A 24803-nucleotide genomic window follows, 5' to 3' on the forward strand; every position below is an offset into this window, starting at 1 on the left:
GATATTTGGCGCGTTATGCCGTGGCGCCGGCGGTGGCGCGCAGGGCGGCGATGGCCTCGGGGGACATGGCGGCGAGCTGCCGCTGCAGGCCGGCCAGCGTTTCCAGCCCGTCGGGGTCGGCGCTGGCGGCACGCAGGGCGCTGGCCAGCGCGGCGGCGTTGGGCGCGTCGAAGACCACGGCAGGGGCGATGTCCAGCTTGAGCAGCTTGCGCACCCGGGCCACCAGCTTGATGACCAGCAGCGAATGGCCGCCGGCTTCGAACAGGTCGCCGGTCACACCGAGGCTCGATGCGCCAAGCAGGTCGCGCATCTGGTCAAGCAATAGCGCTTCCAGTGCGCTGGCGGGTTCGCGGTCGGGGTCGCTCGTCGTTGGCTCGATGGCCGTGGCGCTTTGCACAAGGGTCCGGCGGTCGATCTTGCCGTTGGCCAGGCGGGGCAACTCCGCGATGGCGAACCACCGGGCTGGAATCATCGGCTCGGGCAGGCGCTCGGCCATCGCTTGCTGCAATGCATGGCGTTGGGCGGCCGAGAGCTGCGCGGTGCCGGCGTCGCTGGGCACCAGCCATGCGGCCAGTTGCGTGGTGGCACCGTCTGCCGTGAGTGGCAGCACGACGGCGTGCCGCACGCCGGGCAGCGTGGCCAGGACCTGTTCCACCTCGCCGCATTCGATGCGGAATCCGCGTACCTTGACCTGGCTGTCGGCGCGTCCAACGAGCTCGATGCCGCCCTGCGGGAGGTAGCGCGCGAGATCGCCGCTGCGGTACATCCGCTGCCCTGGGCGGTCGGGATGCGGTACGAATGCGTCCGCGTGGGCGCCGCCGTTCAGATAGCCGGTGCAGAGCTGTGCGCCGCCCAGGTACAGCTCGCCAGTTTCTCCGGCGGTTGCCAGATGGCCGGCCGGTGTGCGGATTTCGGCTTCGCAATTGGCCAGCACGCGGCTTAGCGGCAGGGGCGTGCCGGGCAGGTCGGCAGCGTGTCCCGCGTCATGAACCAGAATGCCGACCGTGGTTTCGGTCGGTCCGTAGTGATTGCACAGGCGAACGCCGGGTGCGCGCTCGCGCAGGCGCGTCAGAAACGCCGGCGTGGCGGCTTCCCCGCCCACGACGATCACCGCGTGCGGCGGCAGCGGCAACGGTGCGACATCGCCGTCGATCAGCGCGTCAAGGTGCGACGGAACGATCTTGATGCAGTCCACCTGCTCGCGTGCCAGGAAGGCGGCAAAGCTGGCGGCGTGCTGCATGTCGCTGTCGTCGGCCACGCACAGGCAGGCACCCTGCCAAAGCGTGCCGAACAGCGTGGTATTGCCGAGATCGGCAGCAACGGTGGAAGTCAGCGCGAAGCGCTGGCACGGGTCGAACCGCAATGCCTGCGCCGAAGCCACCGCGTAATTCAGCAGTTGCCCGTGCGTGATCGGCACGCCCTTGGGTGTGCCGGTCGAGCCGGACGTATACAACACATAGGCTGGCGTTGATGCATCGAGCATCGGCAATTCGCCGGCTGCGTGCGCGTCGGCATCCATCAGTGCCGCGAGCGATGCTTCCGTAAGGACGAGCGTGGCGCCCGCATCCGCCAGGATTTGCTCGCGGCGCTGCGCCGGCCACGCGGGATCGAGGGGCAGGTAGGCGGCGCCTGCGCGCATCACGGCCAGCAGGGCGATGACCAGCCCGGCGGAGCGGGGCAGAAGCAGGCCCACGGGTTGGCCGGGCCGCAGACCGAGCGCGGGGAGCCGCAGTGCGATGGCGTCGACACGTCGCGCCAGTTCGGCGTAGGTCCATTGCTGGCCGGCTGCCGACAGGGCGACGGCTTGCGGCCGTTCGATGGCCCAGTGCGCCAGCCGCTGCGGCAGCAGTTGGGTGCCGATCGCCAACGCTGGCGTATGCATGGCGCTGGCGCGCGCGATATCGGCCGTGGTGGCCAACGGCAGCGCGCCAACGGCGGTGCCGGGCTGCGCACGCAGCGTCTGCAGCAATGCGCGGAACTGGTCGAGCAGGCAGGCGGCGGCATCGGCACCGTAGTGCGCGTCATGGTGCAGCGCCAACGTGCGCGGCTTGCCCGCATCATCGATATGGACGTGCAGGGCCAGCTCAGTGTCGGGCAGCGATACATCAGGTGTGCCGATGTGCCAGTGCAGACCTCCGGCCGCCACGTTCGTCGTCGCGGGCCCGCTGATGCCGAACACGATGCGCGCTGGCGCGCCTGCGGCAATGTCGGCCGGCGCGTGCTCCCGCCAGTCCAGGTGCTGTTGGAGCTGCGCGCCAAGGCTCGTGAGCCAGTCCGCAAACGGCGCGGCTGGATCGCATTGCACGGTGACGGGCAGGATCGATATGTAGCGGCCCACGGCACCGGTTAGTGCGTCGAAGTCGTCGCGGCAATCGTTGTGCCAGCCGGCGCTGAACGTCGCGGCGGTATCGAGCCGGGCCAGCAGCAGCCACCACGCGGCCTGCAGCGCGTGTGCAAGCGGATAGCCAAGCTGTTCGGCCCAGTCCGCGATGGCGGCGGCTTCGGTATCGTGCAGATCGGCGGCAAGTGCCTGCGGCGAAGTCGAGGGCGTGGCGTGCTGGCGCCACGGCAGACGTGCCGCATCGATGCCGGATTGCTGGTCGCGCACCGCCTGCCAGTAGTCGCGGCCTGCGTCCGCATTGTCCTGCGCCAGGTCGGCGGTCCAGTCGAGGTAATCGGAATAGGACAGCGGCGCTTCGCCCGCCGGTGCGGCATCGCTGGCATAGGCCTGCGCCAGTTCGCGCATCAGCGTGACCAGGCTCGGGCCATCGATGGCGAGCGGACTGCCGGCCAGCGTCAGCCGTGCGCGGTTGGGGTCCAGCATCTGCACGCGGGCGTGCAGCGCAGGCCCGTCGGCGGCGGTCATTTTCGTCGCGTCGAGCCAGACGGGGGCGATGCCGGCAAACTGTTGGCGCAACCCGCGCAGGCCGTCCACGCGGCCGAATGCCAGGCCGGTGGCGGGATGGCGCCCGGCGACGCGGGACAGCGCGCGTTGCAGGCGCGGCGTGTCGAGCGGGCCTTCGAGCATGGCGGATAGCGTGACCGATGCCTCGGCATGCGCTTCCAGCGCGCGTTGCTCGCGGCCGAGTGCCTGGGCGTGGGCGGACAGGGCGTCGATGGTATTGGTGATCGCGTTCATCGATCAGCCCTCTACCGTGGCCGTGTCCGGCTGGACGGCGGGCGCATCGAGCGGCGGCAGGTCCTTGCGCTCGAACATGTCGCCCATTGCCACGACAATCTTGCGCGGACCCTCGAACGGGTCACGCGCGTGCGCGGCCAGCATGTTGTCGAGCATCACGATATCGCCCTGGCGCCAGCTGAAACGCACGGCGCAGGCCTCGTAGAGTGCGCCGATCAGCGCCATCACATCGTCGCTGATCGGGCTGCCATCGCCAAACGTTACGTGGCGTGGCATCCGTTGCGGGCCGACGATGTCCAGCAGGTCGCGCCGCACCTCGGGGTCCAGGCAGGCCGTGTGGTGGAGCTGCACCTGATTGAAGAAACTGCGCTCGCCGGTCACGGGATGGGCGATTACCGCAGGGCACAGCTCGCGCGTCTGCAGCGTGTCTTCGTCCAGCCACGTGAAGTCGGTGCCGGAAGCCCGCAAGCGGGCTTCTACCTCGTCACGCGAGTCGGTCTTGAAGAAGTCGCGCCAGCTCACGTCGAGCTTGTCGTTGAACGTGCGCACGTAGCGCAGGCCCTTGGTTTCGAACTGCGCGGCCAGGTCCGCCGGCAGGCGACGGTACATCTCCCGGCAGTCGACGATCGGCGTGGCGCCGCCAACCGGCGACGGCAGCTCGCAGAAGAACCACTGCTTGCGCGGCCAGCGCGACAGGTGCGCACTTTCGTTGTGATAGAGGATCATTTCGCGCTCCGGGTAGGGTGTGGAGCGATACGTGTTGCGGCCGCCTTCCTTCTTGGGCAAATCGCCGTACGCGCCATAGAGTCCCGGTTCGATCGATTCGGCGAAGGCTTCGAATTCCTGTGGCGTGCGCAGCCCGAAGCCGCGCAGCAGAAGGCCGCCGTGGCGGCAGAGCGTGGCTTCGATGTCCTGGCGATGGGCCAGCGCCCATGCCACGGGGTCGAGGTCCGCGACGGCAGGCTCGATCACGATGGGGAAGGTCTGGCCTGGCGACAGGAACGAGCTGCGTACCAGCGATGCGGCTGGCGCGGCAGGCTCCGCCGGCCGTTGTGGTTGTCGGGCGAGCTTGCCGAGCCTGGCAAGTTTGTCGAGTTTGCTGGGGCTGGACACTTGGCTGGAGGTCATGGCGGGCTTGTCGGTAGCGGGTTCGCAAAGGCCGGCCGGCACATCGAAGCCGGACAGCAGTCGGGCGGGATTGGTCACGGCCTGCGTCAGTACCGCGCCAAAGGCGTCGGCAATGCGCTGCACCGTGGCGCGCGGAAACAGCGCCGTGGCATAGACCCATTCGGCACGCAGGCCGTTGGGGCACGGATCAAGAAACACGGCCAGATCGAACTTGGCCGCATGCACGGGCGTGGGCAGGCGCTGGGCCTGCAAGCCATCGAAGCGGCGAGCGTCGGCCGGTGTGTTCTGGAGCACGAACAGCACCTGCACCAGCGGATGCCATGCGCGTTCGCGTGGCACGCCGGCGGCCTCGACGATGCGCTCGAACGGTAGTGACTGATGGTCGAAGGCGGCCAGCGTCTGCGCACGCACCTGGTCGAGCAGATCGGTAAAGCGCAGATCGGCGTGCGGGCGGGCGCGCAGCGGCAGGACGTTGACGAAGAAGCCGATCAGCGCTTCGAGTTCGCGGCGCGTGCGACCGGCCACGTCGATGCCGACGAGCTGGTCTTCCGCGTGGCTCAGGCGATGCAGCAGCAAGTGGAACGCCGCCAGCAGCACCATGTAGCGTGTGGCGCCATGCGCATGGGCCAGCGCGTCGACCTGGGCCAGCAGCGCGGTGGGCAGCTCGCTATGACAGGCGGCCCCTTCCGACGACGCCACGGGCGGGCGCCGGTTGGGCGTGGGCAATGTGGGCAGACGCGGTGCGCCTTGCAATGCCCTGCGCCAGAACTCGACGTCCGCCTGGTCTTGCGGCCCGTGAGATTCGGTCTGTTGATGGGTCGCGTAATCGGCGTACTGGATCGGCAAAGGTTCCAGCGCGGCCGCCGCACCGGAGCGTGCCGCGTTGTACGCCGCGGCGAGCGAATCGAGCAGAACGCCGATCGACCAGCCATCGCCCACGATATGGTGCAGCGTGATCAGCAGCGCGTGGTCGTCCTCGGCCAGTCGCACCAGTCGCGCGCGCAGCAGCGGAGGATGCACCAGATCGAATGGTTCGCGCGCCTGATTCTCGGCCAGCTCTTGCAACGCCGGATCGCGCCGGGCGTGGCTTAGCGCGGACAGGTCGCTGACGGGCAGATCGATGGAGAGGGCGGGGATGATGCGCGCGTAAGGCGCGCCGTTGGCATCGCCGGGATAGCCGGTGCGCAGGATTTCGTGGCGGGCCACTAGCGCATCGAGGCTGGATTGCAGGGCCTGGGCATCGAGTGAACCCGCCAGGCGCAGGCCACCGGCCATGTTGTAGGTCCATCGGTCCGCCGGGTCGGCAATGCGGTCCGTCAGCCAAAGCCGTTGCTGTGCGGGCGCCAGCGGCATCTGCGCGGCGCGCGGCACCGGCTGCATCGGCAGGGTGGTTGCCTTGCCCTGGTGCCGATCGAGCGCGGTGGCACAGGCGGCCAGCGTCGGATGCTCGAACAGCAGCCGCAGCGGGATGTCGGCGCCATATTGCTCGCGCAAGCGCGCCACCAGGCGTGCCGCCGTCAGTGAACTGCCGCCGCTGGCGAAGAAGTGGGCGTGTCGGTCGGACGGCGCCGTGCCGAGCAGTTCCTGCCAGAGCGTGGCCAGTGCGATCTCGGTGGCGCCGCGCGGGGCTTCCGCCGCGTCCGGGATGGCGCCATTGGCCGACGTGCCGCCGCGTGTGAACGCGCCATGCGCCCAGATGGCGCAGGCGTCCAGCGTATCTTCGAGCCAGCCCTGGCGGCAGGCGCTGCGTTGCAGCTTGCCGCTGGTCGTCTTCGGCAGGCCGCCGGGATTCAGCAACAGCGCCACGGCGAGCGATTCGCCGCAGGCGTTGCCGACCGCTTCCGCCATTGCCTGCATCAGCGCGACATGGCCAATACGTTTCTGGTCCGGGCGCGAGATTTCCGCTGCAACGCCGATCGCTTCGCCATCGGGAGTCTGCACGGGGAATGCCGCCACACGGCCGCGGCGGGCGGCGGGAATGTGGTCCTCCACGGCGCGCTCGATGTCCTGCGGATACAGGTTCTGCCCGCGCACGATGATCAGATCCTTGCGCCGGCCCGCGATATAGAGTTGCCCGTCGCGCAGCAGACCGAGGTCGCCAGTGCGCAGCCAGCCTTCGGCGCTCGCGCCAAATGTCGCGGCCGTGGCCTCCGTATTGCGCCAGTAGCCATGCGTGACGCTGGGACCCGCGACTTCGATCTCGCCGACGCTGCCGTCCCGCAGCGCACGGCCGTCGGCACCGGCGATGCGGATCGAGTGCCCGGTGCGTGGGAATCCGCAGGCGACGAGTTCCATGCCCGCTTGAACGGGTTCGCCACGGCCCTGAGCCAGCGCGCTCGCGTCGAACGTCGTGCTGACCATGCCGTCGCCGCGCTTGCCGCCGGTGACGAACAGCGTTGCTTCGGCCAGGCCGTAGCATGGATACAGGGCCTGCGGGCGGAAACCCGCTACTGCAAAGCGGTCGACAAAGGCGCGCAGCGTATCGGCCCGAACCGGTTCGGCACCGGAGTAGGCGACCGCCCAGCTCGACAGGTCCAGCCCATCCAGGTTGCTGTCGCGCACACGCTCGACGCAAAGGCGGAACGCGAAGTCGGGGCCGCCCGACACCGTGGCCCGGTGCCGGCTGATTGCCTGCAGCCATCGAACGGGACGCTCCAGAAAGAACTGGGGCGACATCATCACCACCGGCACGCCCGTGTAGACGGGCTGCAGCAGTCCGCCGATCAGGCCCATGTCGTGATAGAGCGGCAGCCACGTGGCAATCACGTCGCCTGCCTTGATGTCCATGCCGGCGGCGATGGCCAGCTCATTCGCCATGACGTTGCCGTGGCTCACCATCACGCCCTTGGGTGTGGCTGTGGAACCCGACGTGTATTGCAGGAAGGCCAGCGTGCTGGCATCGGCGGGATAGGGCTGCCAGTCTTGCGGTATCGGCGCGGGCGCTGCATCGGCCAGCACGATTGCGGCCTGCGGGGCGATGGCGGCGAGCGCTTCCGCCTGAGTGGATGCCTGCGCGGCAGTGGTGATCATCAGCGCCGGTTCCGCGTCGCCTGCGATGGCGCGCAGGCGTGCCACCTGGGCGGAACGCACGGCACCGGGCTCGAAGGCCGGCACGGCGGTCAGGCCGGCGTACAGGCAGGCGAAGAACGCCGTCACGTAGTCGATGCCGCTATCCATCAGCAGCAATGCGCGCTCGCCGGGTGCGGCGCGCGTGGTCAGGTGGGCGGCCAGGGCGCGCACGCGGGCGTGCAGTGCGGCGTAGTCGTAGCGGGTCTCGCCAGCGGCGTCGATGATGATCAGCGCGGTGTCGCCGGCGCGGTGCGCGGCCAGATGGTCGAGATGGGCCACCAGCGTGGCCGGTACGTTCGGATCGGACTGCATGGAGTCGGCTTTCCAGGAAGGCGGTTGGCGTTGGACGATGCGTGGTGCCCGCGCTCAGGCAGGGGCGAGCACGGGAGAAGCGGAGGGAAATCCCAGGCACGCGGCCAGCCGGCTCACCACATCGGCCTGGCTGTCGTGGAGGAAGAAATGCCCGCCAGCGAACCAGTCGAGCGTGTGGCCCACGCTGGTTTCAATGCCCCAGGCATGGAGGTCGGCCGGTGCGATCGGGTCGTCGTGCCCGGCGAACACGTGTAGCGGCACGGGCATGGGCGTGGCGGTGGCGGAGCGCCGGAACGTTTCGCACACCCGATAATCGGCGTCGAGCACGTCGAGCGTCAGGCGCAGCAGTTCGGCGTCGGCAAACACCGCTTCGGGCGTGCCGCCGTGCTTGCGCAGGTCGGCGCTCAGCGCGGCGTCGCCACGCAAGGCAGCCAGCCGTTGCGGATCGCGGCGCGAGGGGGCCGCACAGCCGGAGACGACCAGGCGCTGCGGCAACGGTTGACCCGACTCGCGCAGCAGTTGGCAAAGACGCCAGCCAAGCAGACCACCCATGCTGTGGCCGAAGATCGCAAACGGGCAGGCTGTTCGGGCGCGATGGCGGCGCAACTGGTCTGCCATCTCGCCGGCGAGCGACTCGAAATCCCGCAACAACGGCTCATCCAGGCGCGCGCCCCGGCCCGGTGGCTCCAGCGGAACCAGCGAGATATCGGCAGGCAGCAGACGCCGCCAGCGCAGATACGCTGTGGCACTGGCCCCGGCGTAGGGCAGACAGAACAGTTGCAACGCGGCCATGATCAGCCGTCCGCCCGCGTTTGCTCCTCCATGAACCGGCGCAGGCTCAGCGGACGCATGTCCGTCCAGGTGCGCTCGATGTGGTCCAGGCAGGCCTGCTTGCCGCCGCTGAAGCCCGCCGATCGCCAGCCGCCCGGCACGGGCTTGTAGTCAGGCCAGATCGAATACTGCTCTTCGTGATTGACGAGAACCAGGAACGTGGCGTCGTCGCGGTCGAAACTCATGAAAGGCTCCCTTTCGGTACGGAGTGGCTGGGGCCGCGCGCTTCGGCGGCCATCACTCTGTTGGACGAGAGGGGCGGGGGATTATTTAGGGGCGGTGCCCGGCGGGCGGCGGCAAGCCCCGCCGGACGGACGGGGAAGGTATTGATTCGTATGGACTTTCGGGGTGGGCGTCATGCCCGTCCGGCGCGGACGGGCGTGCATTGCCGTGGCGCCTCACGGCGTGATGGCCACCTTGAGCACCCCATCGCGCTGATGGGCAAACAGGTCATACGCGGCTTCGATATCGTCGAGCTTGTAGTGATGCGTGACCAGTGGCGCCAGGTCGATGCGCTGGGTCTCGATCACGTTCATCAGCCTGCGCATGCGTTCTTTACCGCCGGGGCACAGCGAAGTGATGATCCGATGGTCGCCAAGCCCGGCGGCGAACGGGCCGAGCGGAATGTGCAGGTCTGTCGAGTACACGCCCAGGCTCGATAGCGTGCCGCCCGGCTTGAGCACACGCAACGCGGCCTCGAAAGTGGCCTGTGTACCCAGCGCCTCGATGGATGCATCCACGCCACGCCCGCCGGTCAGGCGCAGGATTTCATCGACGACATCGGTCTTGCGGAAGTTGATCGTGGCATCTGCGCCCATCTGACGCGCGATGGCCAGCCGCTCATCGAGGCCGTCGATGACGATGATGCGCGCGGCGCCCCGCAAGCGCGCCCCCGCCGTCGCACAAAGGCCGATGGGGCCTTGCGCAAATACCGCGACAATATCGCCGATCTTGATGTTGGCTTGCTCGGCACCTGCAAAGCCGGTTGACATGATGTCGGGGCACATCAGCACCTGCTCGTCGGTCAGGCTATCCGGTATCGGGGCGAGATTGGCCTGTGCATCGGGCACCAGCACGTATTCGGCCTGTGTGCCGTCGATGGTGTTGCCAAACCGCCAGCCACCGAGTGGCTTGTAGCCGTGCCCGTGGGCCTGCCCATCCTGCGATGAGCAGCCGTCCTGGCAGGCATAGGAGTGAAAGCTCGGGCAGATCGCGCCGGCAATGACGCGCTGGCCTTCGCGGTATCCGGTGACGTTGCTGCCGAGCTTTTCGATGACACCGACCGGTTCGTGGCCGATGGTCAGTCCGGGCTGTACCGGGTACTCGCCTTTGAGGATGTGAACGTCGGTGCCGCAGATCGTGGTGGTGGTGATGCGGACGAGGGCGTCGCTGGGGCCTACGTTGGGGATGGGCTTTTCCCGGAGGGTGATCTTTCCCGGGGATTCGAAGACGGCTGCTCGCATGGTGGGCATGATGGTGCTCCTGGAGACATCGAGGGGGCGGCTAGGGTCTACCGGATTGAGTTTATTGCGAGGCTTACAGTGTGATGTTGATCGGCGTTTAGGAGTCGCTAATCTGACGCGGCAGGATCTCGGGGGCCATCGCATACCCAGCAGGCCGTGGCGGCTTCGAGACTTGGGTCTGCCGCGGTTTACGGCACCGCATACCCAGGTATTACCTGCCAACGCCAATGCACGACCCGGGCAACGCCTCCGTAGAATGGCCCCCGGTCCGCCGCATTCCTACCATTCCATCAAGGCCGCCGTGATCGGTGTTGGCGGCGCAGACAATCCTGACGCAGTACCCATCGTTGCCAAGGCAGCAAATGCCCTTGGGGGGAGAGGCTTTTGCCTTCGCTACGGTGCGCTGATCGGGTTTCGGTGATTCACATTGCAGGAATGGGCGGCACACCATGAACACTCTCTACCTCGATCGGCTTGCCGCCTGTTCCGCGCTGGATGCCGTGGTCAGCACCATCGCAATCGGCGCGCATCTCGTCAGTGAACGGGACGGTTACGTGCACCACGGCATTTATGTGGGAAACGGGCAGGTCATCCACTACGGCGGTTTCGATCGCGCGGCGGCGCGCCGGCCCGTCGAGTACATCTCGCTGCGCTGCTTTGCGGCAGGCGTGGGTGTCAGCGTTCAGTCCGAACCGAATGCCGTCTATGGCGCCAGGGAAGTGGTTGAACGTGCCAAGTCCCGCCTGGGCGAAGACCGGTACCGGTTGCTGACCAACAATTGCGAGCACTTCTGCGCGTGGTGTGTGTCGGGCGTGGCGCGAAGCGAGCAGGTTTGCCGCTGCCTGCGGAATCCCTGGACCGGCTTCAAGACGATGCTGGCGTTGTTCCGGGGGCAGTTCACGGGCTTCAGCCAGGCGCAGCAAGCCTTTGCGGGTGTGGCGCGGGTTGCCGCGTATCTTTTTTGAATCTGGTGCGCGGCGGGGTCAGCATCCCGGAATCTCCGGCCATCGGTAGCAACCCCTAGTTGACTCTCTATTTCATGGGCATAAAATATGTTTCACAACCATGAAAACAGAATGCTGGCCATTTGGCACGGCATCCATGTTGGAGACAGCCCACCCATGACAGCACCCTCCGCCGGCAAGGCGGCTCCCACCTATTTCGTCCGCACTGAAGATGTGGCCGGCTATCACCCGGCCAACCACGTCGGGACGTTGAACCGCCGCATCATCGGCCGCGAGAACGTTGGTGCCACGCAGCTGGAAGTGATCCACGGCACCATCGAGCGCGGCAAGGGTGCCTTGCCGCATGCACATCCCGGCATCGAGCAGGTCTGCTATGTGCTGGAAGGGCGCGCGCGGGCCGAGGTCAATGGCGAGTCCAGGGAACTGGGGCCGGGCGACTGCTGCTTTTTTCCGGCCGATGCCATGCATGTGTTCACGGTGATCAGTGACGAACCCGTGAAGCTGCTGGTGATTTATGCGCCGCCGTACGAGGAATCGCCGGACCGCGTGGTTCGTCCCGCCTGAGCGCGCCATTCCAAAAAAGGCCTAGCAGCCGTCCATTACCTGGAGGAGACCAACATGCTGAAATTCCGCGTGCGGCGCACGCTTGCCGCCGCCATTCTGGCGCTACCCGCGGCGGCGCTGCCGCTGGCCGTGCACGCTGCCGACAATTACCCGAGCCGGCCGATCCGGCTGGTGGTGCCGTTCGCGGCGGGCAGTGGTACCGATGCCGTCGCGCGCATCACGGCCAAGGAACTGGGCGATGCACTCGGGCAGAACGTGGTGGTCGACAACCGGCCGGGCGCCAATGGGGCGATCGCGGCGGAGCTGGTGGCGCAGGCGGCGCCGGATGGCTACACGCTGTTCATGACGACCAACACGACGCATTCCGCGAATCCGTCGTTGATGAAGAAGCTGCCCTACGACCCGATCAAGGACTTCACGCCGGTGGCGCGCATGGGCAACCTGCCGTTCATGCTGGTGGTCAATCCGAAGCTGCCGGTCAAGACGGTCGGCGAACTGATTGCCTATGCCAAGGCGCATCCGGGCATGTCGTACGCCAGCGGCAACAGCACGGGCATCGTGTCGGGTGCCACACTCGGCCGCATGGCCAAGGTCGACCTGCTGCACGTGCCCTACAAGAGCACGCCGCCGGCCATGACGGACGTGATTGCGGGCCAGGTGCCGATGATGTTCGTGGACGTCGCGGCGGGCATCGCCAACGTCAAGGCCGGCAAGATGCGCGCGCTGGCCGTGACCACGGCGCAACGCAGCCGCCTGCTGCCCGACCTGCCTCCCATTGCCGATACGCCGGAGCTGAAAGGTTTCGATATCACGTCGTGGAACGGCGTATTCGGTCCGGCCCGGATGCCGCAGCCGATTGTCGAGCGCCTGAACCGCGAGCTGTCGAAGATTGCGTCCAGCAAGGAAGTGGCGCCGAAGTTCGAAGCGCTTGGCTTCGAGGCATTCGGCCAGACGCCGCAGCAGTTTGCGGGATTTGTCGCCAGCGAGCTGGTGAAGTGGACCAAGCTGGTCAAGGACGCGGGCATCCAGCCTGAGTAAGCGGGAGCGGAGATGAATTTTGAAAGGACGCCGGAGCAGAACGCGATCGTCGAAGCGGTCACGCAGCTCTGCAACGACTTCGGCCCCGAGTACTGGGCCGAACTGGACCGCGAGCATCGGTTTCCTGAAGCATTCCATCAGGCCATGTCGGGCGCGGGCTGGCTCGGTATCGCGATGCCCGAACGGTTTGGCGGCGCGGGCCTGGGCATTACTGAAGCCGCGCTGATCATGCAGACGGTGTCGGCGTCCGGGGCGGGATTCTCGGGTGCGTCGGCCATCCACATGAACGTGTTCGGCCTGAACCCGGTGGTGGTGTTCGGCAACGAAGCCCAGCAGGCAGCCGCGCTGCCGCCACTGATCGAAGGCCGCGAGAAGGCGTGCTTTGCGGTGACCGAACCCGACGCCGGCCTGGACACCACGCACCTGAAGACGCAGGCCGTGCGCACCGCCGACGGCAGCGCCTATCGTGTGGATGGACGCAAGATCTGGATCTCCACGGCGCAGGTGGCAACGCGCATGCTGCTGCTGGCGCGCACCACGCCGCTCGATGCCGTGGCCAAGCCCACGCAGGGCCTGAGCCTGTTCTACACGGCGCTGGACCGGAACCACATCGAGGTGCGCGAGATCGACAAGATGGGGCGCGGCGCGGTGGACTCGAACATGCTGTTCATCGACGGACTGATGGTGCCCGCCGAGGATCGCATCGGCGAGGAAGGGCGCGGATTCGAGTACATCCTGCATGGCCTGAATCCCGAGCGCATCCTGATTGCCGCCGAGGCCGTGGGCCTGGGGCGTGCCGCGCTGGAAGCCGCTACGCGCTACGCGCGCGAACGTACGGTGTTCGGCAGGCCGATTGGCCAGAATCAGGGTATCCAGCATCCGCTGGCGCAGGCGTGGATGGCGCTGGAGGCAGCGGACATGATGGTCTGGAAGGCCGCGTGGCTCTACGACAACGGCAAGCCGTGCGGCGCCGAGGCCAATGCCGCCAAGTATCTGGCCGCTGAGGCCGCGCACCAGGCGTGCCAGACCGCCGTGCTGACGCTCGGCGGCATGGGCTATGCGCGCGAGTACCACGTCGAGCGCTATCTGCGCGAATCGTATATCCCGCGCATCGCACCGGTCAGCGCGCAACTGATCATGTGCCACATCGCGGAACGGGTGTTAGGGTTGCCCAAGTCGTACTGACCGGCCATGCCGGCAGCAAAAAAGAGGAAAGCCCCGGACCAAAAATCCGGGGCTCTTCCATTGCAGCGCTACAACGCGGGTACAACGCAATAAGTTTCCCGCTGCCGCGCCATGACGATCCGTGAGGATCTTTCACCGTTGCGTGCCGCAATGCCTTTCAGCGATGAAAACGTCCGATCATCGTTGAAGGGCGCAACGGCCGGCGCTCATGACGCGGCGCGCGGCGGCATGTTCTTCCCATCTAAGAGCCCATGCCGCGCAAACCAGGATGACCCTGCCCGCCATCCAGGCCGCGGAAATCGTTAACTCGTCTTTTCGTCTTTACTTGCCAAGCTCGTGGCCGATCACGCCGCCAACCACGGCGCCGCCAATCGTACCTGCCGTGCTGCCGCCGGTGACCTCATGGCCCACCACGCCGCCCGCGACTGCGCCAGTTGCCGTGCAGCCCGATATCGCCCAGGCACATGCGCCAATCGCGATCACTGCTGTGAGTCGTTTCCACATCATGTTCTCCTGCTGGGGCGGCGCCGGTTGTACTCCTTGTTTTGCGCGACGGCGTCCGTCGTTCATCACGCCTCAAGGATAGGTGTGGGCCGGCGGGCGGCATCTCGGGCGGTCGCTGATTGCGATGTAGGAGTTTGTCGGACGGTCGCAACATCGCGGGCCAGCGGTGTCAACCGTGCCCGAAAGATGCGGCAGCAATCGGACTGATGCACAATCCCGCTTCAGTTTGGGCTGTAATCGCCGATAACCTTTGCGGATGCCGGCAATTTCACCCCCAGTATCGCCGCGCCCTTCACAATGGCGGGCTTGCAAGCCACTGCCCCGTCACCCGCTTTCATGATGTCCCCGAGTTACGACGCATCCCTCGTCCTGATCTCCGTGCTTGTTGCCGTGCTGGCGTCGTATACGGCGCTCGACATGGCGGGGCGTATTTCCACCACCGCGCATGGCCGATACGCGCGTATGTGGCTGGCCGGCGGTGCCGTGGCGATGGGGCTGGGCATCTGGTCGATGCATTTCATCGGGATGCTGGCATTCAGTCTGCCGATTCCACTTGGCTACGATCTGGTCATCACCGGCACATCGCTGCTGATTGCAGTGCTGGCGTCGGCGTTCGCACTGCGTCTTGTCAGTCAGGAACAACTGCCGCGCAAGCGCCTGGCGGCGGGCGCGCTGGTGTTGGGTGCCGCGGTGTCGAGCATGCACTACACCGGCATGGCGGCGTTGCGCATGCAGCCCGGCATCGACTACGACCCGTGGCTGTTCCTGCTGTCGATTGCCATTGCCGTGGGCGCATCGGGCGTGGCGCTGTGGATCGCGTTCCGTCTGCGGCGTAGCATGCCGCGCGTGCATCAACTGCGCTTTGGCGCCGCGCTGGTGATGGGCGGGGCGATCGCGTCGATGCACTACACCGGCATGGCGGCGGCCCGGTTCCCGCTCGGCAGCGTCTGCGGCGCGGCGGGCTCGGGCGTGGACAGCGGCGCGCTGGCATTGCCGATCACCGTCGTCACCGTTTGCGTTATCGCCGTGGCGCTGATCACGTCCGTGCTCGACATGCGGCTGGAAATGCGAACGGCCGTGTTGGCCGATGCGCTGGGCGTCGCCAACAAGGAGCTTGAGTTCCTGGCGCTGCACGACAAGCTCACGCATCTGCCCAACCGTGTGTTGCTGGAGGACCGGTTTCATCAGGCCATCCAGAGTGCCAGCCGGCAGCCGGGCACGTTTGCCGTGCTGTTTGTCGATCTGGACGGTTTCAAGGGTGTCAACGATACCTACGGCCATCAGGTCGGAGACAGCCTGCTGGTGGAAATCGCGGGCCGGCTGCGTGCGTCGACACGTTCGGAAGACACGATCTCCCGCGTGGGCGGCGACGAGTTCGTGGTGTTGGTGCGGGTGGATGAGCCGGCCGACGCCGGCGTGGTGGCTGAAAAGCTCATCGAGGCATTACGCGAACCGCTGACCGTTGCCGGGCATGCGCTGCATGTGTCGGGCAGCATCGGTATCGCGCTCTATCCCGACGATGGCGCCGATCAGGACACCCTGATGACGAATGCGGACGCCGCGATGTATCACGCCAAGGCGTCGGGCCGCAATGCCTATTGCTTCTTCGAAGGCTCGATGAATCATCAGGCGCGGGTCCAGCAGATGCTGATCCAGGACCTTCGGGGCGTCACCCGCAAAGATCAGCTGGAATTGCACTACCAGCCGAAATTCTCCGCAACGGATAACCAACTGGTGGGCGCCGAAGCACTGCTGCGCTGGCACCACCCGGTGCACGGCCTGCTGATGCCTGACCAGTTCATTGCGCTGGCCGAGAAAACCGGCGCCATCGTGGCGATCGGCAAATGGGTATTGGACGAGGCCTGTCGTCAACTGGCTGCATGGCACGCGGCGGGGCACACGAACTGGTCGATGGCGGTGAACCTGTCGGCGTTGCAGTTCTGCCATGCCGGCATGATCGAAACCGTGTCGGCGGTTCTGGCGGAACACGGCATCCCGCCGGCCAACCTGACGCTCGAAATCACGGAAAGCACGGCCATGCGCGATGTGGAGGAAACGCTGGAGATCATGACGCAACTCGACGTCATGGGGGTGCGCATTGCCATCGACGACTTTGGGACCGGTTATTCGAGCCTGCTGCACCTGAAGCGCATTCCGGCGAGCGAACTCAAGATCGATCGCGGCTTTGTGCGTGACCTGGCGGAAGATTCGGAGGATGCGGCGATCGTGTCGGCCATCGTCGCGCTGGGCCGCACGTTGAACCTGCAGGTGGTGGCGGAAGGGGTGGAAACCGCTGCGCAGCGGTCGTTCCTGGCAGGGCTGGGGTGCGATGCGCTGCAGGGTTATCTGCTTGGAAGGCCGGTGCCGGCCGCGCAGTTCATAAAAGAGTTGGCGGCGCATTGAGCGCCGCCGGCGGCCTGGTCAGGCCGTATCAGCCCACGAGGGGCTTACATCGGAGCATGCATCAGGCACCGTCGGTGAACGGGCTGCGTGCATCGCGTACATCGTGCGCGCCATCGACAAACGGATTGCGCGCGTCGCGCACATCGCGTGCGCCATCGGTGAACACATCGCGCGTGCCAAGGCGATCCACGTAGCCATCGCGGTTGGTCACACGCGCGCCGTCGGTGAACGGATCGCGCGGTGCGGCGTTGGCCATCGTGGCAGCGCCTGCGAGTGTGGTGGCAAGGGCGGTGTAGAGCAGGGCTTTCTTGAACATGAGGTACTCCTGGGATTCGAGATGCTTGGTTCGAGGATCGAGGCAGTCTGTAGTCGACTCCGGCCGCTGAGCGACCTTGGACAGCAGTGTAGGCAGGGGGCACTCACGGTAAGATGACCCATGCATGACATTGATGTCATACGTTTGGCAGCAATTCGACATGCATGGCGCGCACGCGAGCAAGGCCGCCGCTGTACAAGGTTTTCAGACGATTCCGCCGATACCGGGCCCAACACCCTGTAGAATCCGAGTCTGGCTCGCCGATTTCCTGCGCGAGCCTTTCCCCCAATCGATTTCTCCAGCCCGCCCACACGGCGGCGGGCGCGCACGATAAGTCATGTCCGAGTCTGATTCAGCCAAACAAGCCGCTGTGGCGTGGATCCACGAGCAGATGGATCATCACGGCCTGACGTTCGACCATCTTGTCGAAGCCGGCTGCTTTGCCGATCACGATGAAGGTGCCGACGTCGAGCCTGCCTTGCACGAGGCCGCCGCGCCCGCCGCCGAGAGTACGGTGGCGCGTGTGATGTATCGCAACGCAATGGGTCAGACCTGGGACGGTACCGGCGAATACCCTGACTGGCTGCAACGCGCCGTCAATGCCGGGCAATCGATCGATTTCTATCGCGTCGACTGAGATTCGTCTTTCAGTGCATTGAGCAAGGGCCGCTGGTCATGCCTCCACGGCCAGCGATCTCACCGCGAGCATTCGTCGTGGATCGATGATGATCCGCATCTTCATGGCGCGCAGCTAAGGCCGGGCGTCGCACGTTTCCTCATACGAAAGACCATCGCCTTCGCACCCACATTCAATTGTGGGCGGCGCGATTCGTCGCACGTATTTCGTCGTACCCGGTGTATCAGCAGTGGCGGGCGATCGACTTGTCGCCGGAGAGGGGGAGCTGGTTTGCGACGCTGACAGGGCTGATCAGCGGCAGCGCGTGGCGCTGGTGTTGCAGGGCAGCGAGGGGAAGTTCGATCAGCAGCGCGGTGTTGGCCGCTTCGGTGCCGCAGCCGTGGCATTGACCGGCGCCCAGATGCGCGTGATGGGAAGATTCCAAAGGCTGGTCAGTCGTGCCGCCTGTCGGTTGCGCATCGTGCCAGACCGGAATTTCACGGCCCTGGCCGGCAGAAGCTTCGTCGCAGCGCGCGTGTTCCACCTGGTCCATGCCGGCTTCCGCTTCGGCCTTGATGGCTGCATGGCGTTCCGGCATCGACAGCCCCACGGCCTCGCCCACGTCGCATACCGTCATGATCGCCGCAGTGGCACCGTGGGCCGGCAACGCGAACATGGCAAGACACAACAGGGAACTGGCAAACAGACGTTTCATCGGGGGAATGGATCAGGATCTGCGCGAAGGGGGCGCCGCAGTTGCCCTAGACAGGCCAGCGGGCATTGTACTGTGTTTAGATCAGAAAGTTCGCTAATTCACGATGACATTCGTGCAATGTTCGACAAAATGCGGCTAACCTCGGATAGTGTCTAGGTTTTGCAATAAACCAGAAAGGCGGGGCTGGCGCACCGCCGGTCCGTGAAGTGAATCACCATGCGTATCCTGATTGTCGAAGATGAACCGAAGGCGGGCGATTATCTGCTCAAGGGACTTACCGAGTCTGGCTTTGTGGCGGACCTGGCCCGCGACGGGGTGGACGGCCTGGCCCACGCGCGCGAACAGCACTATGACCTGATCGTGCTCGATGTGATGCTGCCCGGCATCGATGGCTGGCAGGTATTGCGCGAACTGCGGCGCGACAAGGACACCCCCGTGCTGTGCCTGACCGCGCGCGACGAGTTGTCCGACCGCCTCAAGGGCCTGGAGCTTGGCGCGGACGACTACATGGTCAAGCCGTTCGCTTTCGCGGAATTGGTGGCACGCATCCGCACGATCCTGCGCCGTGGCCCGTTGCGTGAGAGCGAGTACATGGAAGTGGCCGATCTCCAGATCGATACCATCCGGCGGCGCGTGACGCGCGCGGGCCAGAAGATCGACCTGACCTCGAAGGAATTCGCGCTGCTGCAGCTATTGGCGCGTCGTCGCGGCGAGGTGCTGTCGCGCTCCCTGATCGCATCGCAGGTGTGGGACATGAACTTCGACAGCAACACCAACGTGGTGGATGTATCGATCCGGCGCCTACGCGCCAAGGTGGACGACCCCTTCCCGAAAAAGCTGATCCACACACGCCGTGGCATGGGCTACGTGCTCGATGAGTCCGAAGAAGCATGAGCGCCGTGGCATGAGGGGGCTGGTGCGAATGCGGCGTGCGCTTGAAGCGTGGATGCCCGCATCACTGACCACACGGCTGGCGCTGGCCTATGGCCTGACAACGGCCGCGATTCTGGTGGGCGTGGCCACGTACCTGTCCAGTGCGCTGGGCAACCAGTTGCAGTCGCGTGACGAGAGCGAGCTTGTCGGAGAAGTCCTGCTGGTGCGCCACCTGTTGCGCGAGGTGGCCGACGAGACCGAAATCCGCACCGATACGCACCGATTTGCCGATATCGCGATGGGGCATGAAGGGCTGATCCTCGTCGTGCGCACGGCATCGGGCGACCCGCTGATTTCACTGAACCCGCACAACGAGACGCTGCCTCCGCTGCGCGTGCTGCCCGTGGCGACCGCCCCGGATAAGTCGTTGCTGCAAACCTGGCATCCACGCAATGGCGTGCCGTCGCGCGGCATGGCGGCACTTGGGCAGATTGGTGAAACGGGGCGGACCGTGGAAATCATCGTGCTGAGCGATGCCGGCTACCGCGTGGCGCTGATGCGCGAGTATCGCGGGGAACTGCTTGGCGCCGTGCTCTGTGGTGCGATTGTCGCGGCGGGGCTTGGATACCTGCTGGCCAGGCGCGGCCTGCGCTCGCTGCGCCGCATGGCCAGCGATGCCGCGGCAGTGACCACGAGCCGGCTGGCCACGCGCCTTGATGTGGGCGGCGCGCCAGAGGAATTGCGCGAGCTTGCCGGGGCGTTGAATGGCATGCTGGCTCGTCTGCAGGACAGCTTCACGCGCTTGTCGCAGTTTTCCGCTGACCTCGCGCATGACTTCCGCACGCCGATCAGCAATCTGGTCGGGCAGACCCAGGTCACATTGGCCCAGCGCCGCACGCCGCTCGAATACGAGACACTGCTGGAATCGAACCTTGAGGAATACGACCGCTTGTCGCGCATGATCGAGAACATGCTGTTTCTCGCGCGAGCGGACAATGCCCAGGTGGCATTGGGTGCGCGCCCGCTGGATGCGCGGGCCGAACTGGACAAGGTGGCCGAATATTTCGAAGCCGTGGCGGCGGATCGCAACCTGACGGTCATGGTGTCCGGCCACGCCACGGTGATGGCGGACCAGACCCTGCTGCGGCGAGCCATCATCAACCTGCTCGACAACGCGTTGCGCCACGCTCCGGCCGGCAGCGCGGTGCATATTGGCGTGGTGCGCAACGGCGCGGAAGCGACATCGATCCGCGTGACCAATGGCGGCTCGGCTATCGAGGCCGAGTCGTTACCACACCTGTTCGGACGCTTCTACCGGGCCGATCCGTCGCGGCGCAATTCGGCGAGTTCGACGGGGCTTGGCCTGGCGATCGTGGACACGATCATGCGATTGCATGGCGGTAGCGTGTCGGTGACCAGCGTCGAGGAACTGACCAGTTTCGAGCTCGAGTTTCCTGACAAATCTGTCAGTAGGGCAAGCGCATAATGGCGCCGCGCGGACTGTCCGTCCGCAGCTCAACCAGGAGACCGACATGCAGGTGCAACCGTATCTAGATTTTGGCGGACGCTTCGATGAGGCCATGACGTTCTATGGCCAGGTGATGGGGGCGAAGGTGACGTTCCTGATGCGCTATAAGGACACGCCGCCGGGCGGTGGCGAACCCCCTTCGCCGACCTGGGCAGAGAAGGTGATGCACGCCAACATTCAGATCGGCGACAGCCAGATCATGGCATCCGATGGACGCGAAGGGCAGACGCCGGCCTTCTCGGGTTTCATGCTTTCCGTGGGCTACGTGCCGAATGCCGAAGGCAAGCGCATTTTCGACGCGCTGTCGGAGGGCGGACAGGTCATCATGCCGTACCAGAAGACCTTCTGGGCCGAAGGCTTCGGCATGGTGGTCGACAAGTTCAAGATGACCTGGATGGTGAACTGCGAGCATTGATCGCAGCGTCTGGGATTTTCCCCGCCGCATGCATGGGCGGGGTGCTGGGCTGAGGTGGAATCAGCACTTGACCCTGGAGTCGCTACAGGGTCTTCAATGACAGGCAACAACGCAAAAATGGACTCTGTCATGGCTCGTTCCACCCCTGAAAACCTTTTACCGCCGTCGTCAGCGGCGCGTGGTCACGGGCACGATCACGAACACGCCCACCACGACGATCACGATCATTCGCACGGGCACGACCATTCACACGAGCACGACCACGGGCACGCGCACAGCCACGCACACGCCCCAGCGCAAGATAGCTGCTGTGGATCGTCGTGCGGCGCTTCCGCCGTGGTCATCGCCAATCCGCCCATCTCCGCGCCTGCCGGCACCCGTTCGGCGGCCTATCGGATCGAGGCAATGGACTGCCCGACCGAGGAAACGCTGATCCGCGGCCGCATCGGCAATATGCATGGCGTTGCCGCCCTCGATTTCAACTTGATGCAGCGTGTGCTGACCGTGCACCACACGCTCGATTCGCTCGATCCCATCGTCAAGGCCATTGCGTCGCTGGGCATGAAGGCCGAAGCGTTGTCCGACGACTGCGCCCGAGAGGCCGTGGCTGAACCTGGCAAGCCGTGGTGGCCGCTGGCGCTGGCAGGGGTTGCGGCAATCGGAGCCGAAGTGGCCGAATGGTTCCAGATTGGTGCGCCATACCTGCCGGCGGCGCTGGCCCTGGTCACGGTCTTGGCGGCCGGGTTGGGCGTCTATCGCAAGGGATGGATTGCCGTGCGCAATGGCAATCTCAACATCAACGCGCTGATGAGTATTGCGGTGACCGGTGCGATGGCCATTGGCCAGTGGCCAGAGGCAGCGATGGTGATGGCGCTGTTCGCGCTTGCCGAGCGTATCGAGGCCGCGTCATTGGACCGTGCCCGCAACGCCGTGCGCGGCCTGATGGCCCTGGCGCCCGAGCAGGCCACCGTGCTGCAGCCCGATGGTGGCTGGCAGACCGTTGAAGCGCGTGCGGTGACGGTCGGGGCGACGGTACGTCTGCGGCCGGGCGAGCGTGTCGCGCTTGACGGTCGGGTGCTGCGTGGCGAGTCGGCGCTGGATCAGGCGCCAATCACGGGCGAGAGCGTCCCCGTGGACAAGGCCGCCGGCGATCCGCTCTATGCAGGGTCGATCAACCAGTCGGGCGAACTTGAGTATGAGGTGACATCCCCCGCCAATGACTCGACGCTGGCTCGCATCATTCACGCCGTGGAAGCTGCCCAGGGTAGCCGCGCACCCACGCAGCGCTTCGTGGACCAGTTCGCGCGCATCTACACGCCGGTGGTGTTTGCGATCGCGCTGGGCGTGGCAGTCGTGCCGCCGCTGCTGCTGGGCGAAGCCTGGCTGGCGTGGATCTACAAGGCGCTGGTGCTGCTGGTGATTGCATGCCCGTGCGCGCTGGTGATTTCCACGCCCGTGACGATTGTCAGCGGACTGGCAGCAGCCGCACGGCGCGGCATCCTGGTCAAGGGTGGCGTTTATCTGGAGCAGGGCCGGCATCTTGCCTGGCTGGCGCTCGACAAGACCGGCACGCTGACGCATGGCAAGCCCGCGCAAACCGATATGGCATTGCTGGTCGATGGCATGCCCGAGGCGCGCGCGATTGCCGCAAGCCTGGCGGCGCGGTCGGACCATCCCGTGTCGCGTGCGGTGGCCATCGCGGCGGAAGCCGACGCCATTGCAAGTCTCGAAGTGAGCGATTTCAAGGCGCTGGTGGGGCAGGGGGTGCAAGGCTCAGTCGATGGCGTGGCATATTGCCTGGGCAATCACCGTCTGATTCACGATCTCGGCGCCTGCTCGCCGGCGCTGGAGGCGCGTCTTGAGTCGATCGAACGGCAAGGCAAGACCATCGTGATGCTGGCGGCGATGCCACACGACGGTCAGCCGGCGCGCGCGCTGGCGCTGTTTGGCGTGGCCGATACCGTGCGCGATACGAGTCGGCAGGCCATCGAGCAGTTGCATGCGCTGGGTGTGAAGACGCTGATGCTCTCCGGCGACAATCCCCATACGGCCCAGGCGATTGGCGAGGCCGTCGGGATCGACGAGGTGCGTGGTAATCAGTTGCCGGAGAACAAGGCCGACGCCATCGCGGCGCTCGCCGGCCAGGCCCACACCCATTCCGGAAAGGTCGGGATGGTTGGCGACGGGATCAACGACGCCCCCGCGCTGGCGCGCGCCGATATCGGCTTTGCGATGGGCGCGGCCGGCACGGACACCGCCATCGAGACGGCCGACGTGGCCCTGATGGATGACGACCTGCGCAAGATCCCCGCGTTTGTGCGTCTGTCGCGCCGGACCTCATCGATCCTCAGGCAGAACATCGCGCTGGCGCTCGGCATCAAGGTCGTATTCCTGGTGCTGACCGTGCTGGGCATGGGCACGATGTGGATGGCCGTGTTTGCCGATATGGGTGCAAGCCTGCTGGTGGTGTTCAACGGGCTGCGGCTGACGAGGAAGGGCGTCGTTTGAACGACGTTTAGCCCTGCTTGCTCCCCTCGTCCGCATGTGGAAGAGGGGAGCGGACCACCGATTACGGCTGAATAATCAGCTCGCCGCTGCGTCCCGGAATCTCACCCCAGGTGACCGGCAGTTGCGGCAGGTTGGTGCGGTCGATGTGCCTGTAGTACGTGGCCATCGACACCAGCTCATGCCCCTGTGCGCGCCAGCCTGCGAGCAGCCGCTGGAACACCGGCGCCAGCTTGCCGCCTTCAAGTTCGGTGTGGAGCGTGAAGATGTGGTCGCCGTCGCCTTCTGTCAGCTTCAGCACGGCGTGGTGCACGTTGTCCTCGGTCAGATCATCCACGCCGATCAACTCATCGAGCGTCGGCAGCGTGGTCGGCATCTGGATATGGCTGCAAGGCTTGCCATCAATGGTCGGAATGTACGGCGCGGTGCCGCGGCCATCCGATGCATAGGCCATGCTCCAGTCGTCGATCTGACGGAACGCCTCTTCGTTCATTTGCCAACCCGCCGCGCCGTGCGTGGTGGGCGGCGTACCGAAAATCTCGACAAAACGCGCGTACGACTGCTGCATCTGGCGGCGCGTCCATGCCGCGTCGCGCTCGCGCACATTGTCCTGCCAGTAGACATGGTCCCATGTGTGGATGCCGCACTCATGGCCCGCCGCGGCGGCCGCGCGCATTTCGGCGGCGCCCTTGCGGCCGATATCGGGGCCGGGCAGCAGCACGCCATACATCAGCGTGCGCAGGCCATAGTTCGATACCACCGACGTACGCGAGACCTTCTTCAGAAAGCCTGGCCGGAACACGCGGCGCAGCGCCCAGCCCGTGTGGTCCGGGCCAAGGCTGAACAGGAACGTCGCTTCCGCCTGGTGTGCGGACAGCATCGACAACAGTGCGGGCACGCCTTCGCGCGTGCCGCGCAGCGTGTCGACGTCGACTTTCAGGGCAATGCGGGCCATGCGCGGATCAGTTGTTGCCGTCGACCAGCGTGCGGGCGTCCACCACCTTGTCGCGGTACGCTTCGAAGATGCGGCGCAGCGCCTGCTCCATCGTCACCTCGGGCTTCCAGCCCAGCTCCTCGACCGTGTTGTCGATCTTCGGCACGCGGTGTTGCACGTCCTGGTAGCCCTTGCCGTAGAACTCGCCCGACGACGTCTCCACGATCTTCGTCTTGCGCGCTTCCTCGGCGTACTCGGGGTAGTCGGCCGCCATCTTCAGCATCATCTCGGCCAGCTCGC

General features: G+C 65.9%; 19 protein-coding genes and 1 pseudogene. 10 read left to right on the top strand and 10 right to left on the bottom strand.

All coding sequences use genetic code 11. The features are described from left to right. Nucleotides 1-13: 13 nt before the first annotated feature. From AC3FLX_RS08510 to AC3FLX_RS08530, 5 genes are all read right to left on the bottom strand, one after another. Nucleotides 14-3139, bottom strand: coding sequence for a non-ribosomal peptide synthetase (locus tag AC3FLX_RS08510; RefSeq protein ID WP_488695558.1), 3126 nt, complete (start codon nt 3137-3139; stop codon nt 14-16). Between the two features lie 3 nt (nt 3140-3142). Then, entirely contained in the window at nt 3143-7648 is a 4506-nt protein-coding gene (locus AC3FLX_RS08515) for a condensation domain-containing protein (protein WP_488695560.1), read from the bottom strand. A gap of 54 nt (nt 7649-7702) precedes the next feature. Beyond that, nucleotides 7703-8440: a thioesterase II family protein gene (locus AC3FLX_RS08520; protein WP_488695562.1), complete on the bottom strand. Its 738-nt coding sequence runs from the start codon at nt 8438-8440 to the stop codon at nt 7703-7705. Between the two features lie 2 nt (nt 8441-8442). Continuing rightward, nucleotides 8443-8664, bottom strand: a complete 222-nt coding sequence (locus AC3FLX_RS08525) for an MbtH family protein (RefSeq protein WP_488695564.1) — start codon at nt 8662-8664, stop codon at nt 8443-8445. A 213-nt stretch (nt 8665-8877) separates the two neighbouring features. Beyond that, nucleotides 8878-9951, bottom strand: coding sequence for an NAD(P)-dependent alcohol dehydrogenase (locus tag AC3FLX_RS08530; protein WP_488695566.1), 1074 nt, complete (start codon nt 9949-9951; stop codon nt 8878-8880). Between the two features lie 440 nt (nt 9952-10391). Here AC3FLX_RS08530 and AC3FLX_RS08535 point away from each other — a divergent pair, with 440 nt between their 5' ends. The 4 genes from AC3FLX_RS08535 (at nt 10392) to AC3FLX_RS08550 (ending at nt 13694) form a co-directional block, all read left to right on the top strand. Further along, nucleotides 10392-10907 (top strand): lecithin retinol acyltransferase family protein, encoded by a 516-nt coding sequence (locus tag AC3FLX_RS08535; RefSeq protein ID WP_488695567.1) that lies wholly within the window; start codon nt 10392-10394, stop codon nt 10905-10907. Nucleotides 10908-11063: 156 nt separating this feature from the next. Continuing rightward, nucleotides 11064-11471, top strand: coding sequence for a cupin domain-containing protein (locus AC3FLX_RS08540; RefSeq protein ID WP_488695568.1), 408 nt, complete (start codon nt 11064-11066; stop codon nt 11469-11471). Nucleotides 11472-11525: 54 nt separating this feature from the next. Then, nucleotides 11526-12509, top strand: coding sequence for a Bug family tripartite tricarboxylate transporter substrate binding protein (locus tag AC3FLX_RS08545; RefSeq protein WP_488695570.1), 984 nt, complete (start codon nt 11526-11528; stop codon nt 12507-12509). A gap of 12 nt (nt 12510-12521) precedes the next feature. Further along, nucleotides 12522-13694 (top strand): acyl-CoA dehydrogenase family protein, encoded by a 1173-nt coding sequence (locus AC3FLX_RS08550; protein ID WP_488695572.1) that lies wholly within the window; start codon nt 12522-12524, stop codon nt 13692-13694. 321 nt (nt 13695-14015) lie between these two features. On the opposite strand, the gene AC3FLX_RS08555 is transcribed toward AC3FLX_RS08550, so the two are convergent. Next, the gene (locus AC3FLX_RS08555; RefSeq protein WP_488695631.1) at nt 14016-14198 is read right to left on the bottom strand and encodes a glycine zipper 2TM domain-containing protein; all 183 of its coding nucleotides are present in this window, start codon (nt 14196-14198) and stop codon (nt 14016-14018) included. A 336-nt stretch (nt 14199-14534) separates the two neighbouring features. On the opposite strand from AC3FLX_RS08555, the gene AC3FLX_RS08560 reads away from it, so the two are divergent. Then, nucleotides 14535-16601, top strand: a complete 2067-nt coding sequence (locus tag AC3FLX_RS08560) for a putative bifunctional diguanylate cyclase/phosphodiesterase (RefSeq protein ID WP_488695573.1) — start codon at nt 14535-14537, stop codon at nt 16599-16601. Nucleotides 16602-16662: 61 nt separating this feature from the next. Here the strand turns inward: AC3FLX_RS08560 and AC3FLX_RS08565 are convergent, their stop codons facing one another. Then, the gene (locus AC3FLX_RS08565; RefSeq protein WP_488695575.1) at nt 16663-16917 is read right to left on the bottom strand and encodes a copper resistance protein CopQ; all 255 of its coding nucleotides are present in this window, start codon (nt 16915-16917) and stop codon (nt 16663-16665) included. Between the two features lie 337 nt (nt 16918-17254). Here AC3FLX_RS08565 and AC3FLX_RS08570 point away from each other — a divergent pair, with 337 nt between their 5' ends. Continuing rightward, nucleotides 17255-17554, top strand: a complete 300-nt coding sequence (locus AC3FLX_RS08570; RefSeq protein ID WP_488695576.1) for an H-NS family nucleoid-associated regulatory protein — start codon at nt 17255-17257, stop codon at nt 17552-17554. Nucleotides 17555-17777: 223 nt separating this feature from the next. Here AC3FLX_RS08570 and AC3FLX_RS08575 read toward each other — a convergent pair whose 3' ends face one another. Continuing rightward, nucleotides 17778-18248, bottom strand: a complete 471-nt coding sequence (locus tag AC3FLX_RS08575) for a hypothetical protein (protein ID WP_488695578.1) — start codon at nt 18246-18248, stop codon at nt 17778-17780. A 216-nt stretch (nt 18249-18464) separates the two neighbouring features. Here AC3FLX_RS08575 and AC3FLX_RS08580 point away from each other — a divergent pair, with 216 nt between their 5' ends. The 4 genes from AC3FLX_RS08580 (at nt 18465) to AC3FLX_RS08595 (ending at nt 23572) form a co-directional block, all read left to right on the top strand. Further along, nucleotides 18465-19142: a heavy metal response regulator transcription factor gene (locus tag AC3FLX_RS08580; protein WP_488695579.1), complete on the top strand. Its 678-nt coding sequence runs from the start codon at nt 18465-18467 to the stop codon at nt 19140-19142. A 28-nt stretch (nt 19143-19170) separates the two neighbouring features. Next, nucleotides 19171-20607, top strand: coding sequence for a heavy metal sensor histidine kinase (locus AC3FLX_RS08585; protein WP_488695633.1), 1437 nt, complete (start codon nt 19171-19173; stop codon nt 20605-20607). A 46-nt stretch (nt 20608-20653) separates the two neighbouring features. After that, the gene (locus AC3FLX_RS08590) at nt 20654-21064 is read left to right on the top strand and encodes a VOC family protein (protein ID WP_488695581.1); all 411 of its coding nucleotides are present in this window, start codon (nt 20654-20656) and stop codon (nt 21062-21064) included. A 129-nt stretch (nt 21065-21193) separates the two neighbouring features. After that, a complete protein-coding gene (locus tag AC3FLX_RS08595) occupies nt 21194-23572 on the top strand; it encodes a heavy metal translocating P-type ATPase (RefSeq protein ID WP_488695582.1) in 2379 nt (792 codons plus the stop codon). A 61-nt stretch (nt 23573-23633) separates the two neighbouring features. On the opposite strand, the gene AC3FLX_RS08600 is transcribed toward AC3FLX_RS08595, so the two are convergent. Together AC3FLX_RS08600 and AC3FLX_RS08605 are read right to left on the bottom strand one after the other, a co-directional pair. Beyond that, the gene (locus AC3FLX_RS08600; protein ID WP_488695584.1) at nt 23634-24524 is read right to left on the bottom strand and encodes a polysaccharide deacetylase family protein; all 891 of its coding nucleotides are present in this window, start codon (nt 24522-24524) and stop codon (nt 23634-23636) included. Nucleotides 24525-24531: 7 nt separating this feature from the next. Then, nucleotides 24532-24803: pseudogene (locus AC3FLX_RS08605) on the bottom strand (bifunctional UDP-4-keto-pentose/UDP-xylose synthase); the annotation flags it as partial.

It is taken from the genome of Cupriavidus sp. 291-E7 (genome assembly GCF_057798835.1).

What these genes read in the sequence shown, in the direction of transcription:
- AC3FLX_RS08575 (WP_488695578.1), bottom strand. Translation starts at nt 18,248, where the DNA reads ATGAAACGTCTGTTTGCCAGTTCCCTGTTGTGTCTTGCCATGTTCGCG.
- AC3FLX_RS08530 (WP_488695566.1), bottom strand. Translation starts at nt 9,951, where the DNA reads ATGCCCACCATGCGAGCAGCCGTCTTCGAATCCCCGGGAAAGATCACC.
- AC3FLX_RS08600 (WP_488695584.1), bottom strand. Translation starts at nt 24,524, where the DNA reads ATGGCCCGCATTGCCCTGAAAGTCGACGTCGACACGCTGCGCGGCACG.
- AC3FLX_RS08520 (WP_488695562.1), bottom strand. Translation starts at nt 8,440, where the DNA reads ATGGCCGCGTTGCAACTGTTCTGTCTGCCCTACGCCGGGGCCAGTGCC.
- AC3FLX_RS08545 (WP_488695570.1), top strand. Translation starts at nt 11,526, where the DNA reads ATGCTGAAATTCCGCGTGCGGCGCACGCTTGCCGCCGCCATTCTGGCG.
- AC3FLX_RS08570 (WP_488695576.1), top strand. Translation starts at nt 17,255, where the DNA reads ATGTCCGAGTCTGATTCAGCCAAACAAGCCGCTGTGGCGTGGATCCAC.
- AC3FLX_RS08590 (WP_488695581.1), top strand. Translation starts at nt 20,654, where the DNA reads ATGCAGGTGCAACCGTATCTAGATTTTGGCGGACGCTTCGATGAGGCC.
- AC3FLX_RS08535 (WP_488695567.1), top strand. Translation starts at nt 10,392, where the DNA reads ATGAACACTCTCTACCTCGATCGGCTTGCCGCCTGTTCCGCGCTGGAT.
- AC3FLX_RS08580 (WP_488695579.1), top strand. Translation starts at nt 18,465, where the DNA reads ATGCGTATCCTGATTGTCGAAGATGAACCGAAGGCGGGCGATTATCTG.
- AC3FLX_RS08515 (WP_488695560.1), bottom strand. Translation starts at nt 7,648, where the DNA reads ATGCAGTCCGATCCGAACGTACCGGCCACGCTGGTGGCCCATCTCGAC.
- AC3FLX_RS08565 (WP_488695575.1), bottom strand. Translation starts at nt 16,917, where the DNA reads ATGTTCAAGAAAGCCCTGCTCTACACCGCCCTTGCCACCACACTCGCA.
- AC3FLX_RS08595 (WP_488695582.1), top strand. Translation starts at nt 21,194, where the DNA reads ATGGCTCGTTCCACCCCTGAAAACCTTTTACCGCCGTCGTCAGCGGCG.
- AC3FLX_RS08510 (WP_488695558.1), bottom strand. Translation starts at nt 3,139, where the DNA reads ATGAACGCGATCACCAATACCATCGACGCCCTGTCCGCCCACGCCCAG.
- AC3FLX_RS08540 (WP_488695568.1), top strand. Translation starts at nt 11,064, where the DNA reads ATGACAGCACCCTCCGCCGGCAAGGCGGCTCCCACCTATTTCGTCCGC.
- AC3FLX_RS08585 (WP_488695633.1), top strand. Translation starts at nt 19,171, where the DNA reads ATGCGGCGTGCGCTTGAAGCGTGGATGCCCGCATCACTGACCACACGG.
- AC3FLX_RS08525 (WP_488695564.1), bottom strand. Translation starts at nt 8,664, where the DNA reads ATGAGTTTCGACCGCGACGACGCCACGTTCCTGGTTCTCGTCAATCAC.
- AC3FLX_RS08555 (WP_488695631.1), bottom strand. Translation starts at nt 14,198, where the DNA reads ATGTGGAAACGACTCACAGCAGTGATCGCGATTGGCGCATGTGCCTGG.
- AC3FLX_RS08550 (WP_488695572.1), top strand. Translation starts at nt 12,522, where the DNA reads ATGAATTTTGAAAGGACGCCGGAGCAGAACGCGATCGTCGAAGCGGTC.
- AC3FLX_RS08560 (WP_488695573.1), top strand. Translation starts at nt 14,535, where the DNA reads ATGATGTCCCCGAGTTACGACGCATCCCTCGTCCTGATCTCCGTGCTT.